Origin of the sequence: Proteus sp. fly-1008 (assembly GCF_040140305.1) — a bacterium.
Classification (GTDB): domain Bacteria; phylum Pseudomonadota; class Gammaproteobacteria; order Enterobacterales; family Enterobacteriaceae; genus Proteus; species Proteus vulgaris_B.
The window spans coordinates 1-1,010 of record NZ_JBEEWH010000048.1 but is presented as its reverse complement, the minus strand read 5'-3'; the positions used below and the strand labels follow the sequence as shown (position 1 = coordinate 1,010).

The 1,010-nt window shown below is 51.7% G+C and carries 2 rRNA genes; both read right to left on the bottom strand.

From position 1 onward, the window contains the following. Positions 1–7: 7 nt before the first annotated feature. Positions 8–123, bottom strand: a 5S ribosomal RNA gene (gene rrf, locus ABN256_RS19090). A gap of 115 nt (positions 124–238) precedes the next feature. Then, a 23S ribosomal RNA gene (locus tag ABN256_RS19085) occupies positions 239–1,010 on the bottom strand; the annotation flags it as partial.

Below are 1,010 nucleotides of genomic sequence, written 5' to 3'. Positions count from 1 at the left end.
ATTTAATGCCTGGCAGTTCCCTACTCTCACATGGGGAGACCCCACACTACCATCGGCGCTACAACGTTTCACTTCTGAGTTCGGCATGGGATCAGGTGGGACCGTTGCGCTATGGCCGCCAAGCAAATTCGGTTTATTACCCGCTTCCTTCCTTTCGGTCAGTCGCCAGTAATCTCAATCTTAAACAAGCTTACTTCATCTACTCTTTGTCTCTCAGACAAAACACCTTCGGTGTTGTCAGGTTAAGCCTCACGGTTCATTAGTACTGGTTAGCTCAACGTATCGCTACGCTTACACACCCAGCCTATCAACGTCTTAGTCTTAAACGTTCCTTTAGGTCACTCAAGGTGACAGGGAAGACTCATCTCGAGGCAAGTTTCCCGCTTAGATGCTTTCAGCGGTTATCTCTTCCGCACTTAGCTACCGGGCAATGCCATTGGCATGACAACCCGAACACCAGTGGTGCGTTCACTCCGGTCCTCTCGTACTAGGAGCAACCCCTCTCAATCTTCCAACGCCCACGGCAGATAGGGACCGAACTGTCTCACGACGTTCTAAACCCAGCTCGCGTACCACTTTAAATGGCGAACAGCCATACCCTTGGGACCTACTTCAGCCCCAGGATGTGATGAGCCGACATCGAGGTGCCAAACACCGCCGTCGATATGAACTCTTGGGCGGTATCAGCCTGTTATCCCCGGAGTACCTTTTATCCGTTGAGCGATGGCCCTTCCATTCAGAACCACCGGATCACTAAGACCTACTTTCGTACCTGCTCGAGCCGTCACTCTCACAGTCAAGCTGGCTTATGCCTTTGCACTAACCGCATGATGTCCGACCATGCTTAGCCAACCTTCGTGCTCCTCCGTTACTCTTTAGGAGGAGACCGCCCCAGTCAAACTACCCACCAGACACGGTCCCCGATCCAGATTATGGACCTAGGTTAGAACATCAAACGTTAAAGGGTGGTATTTCAAGGTTGACTCCATGCAGACTGGCGTCCACACTTC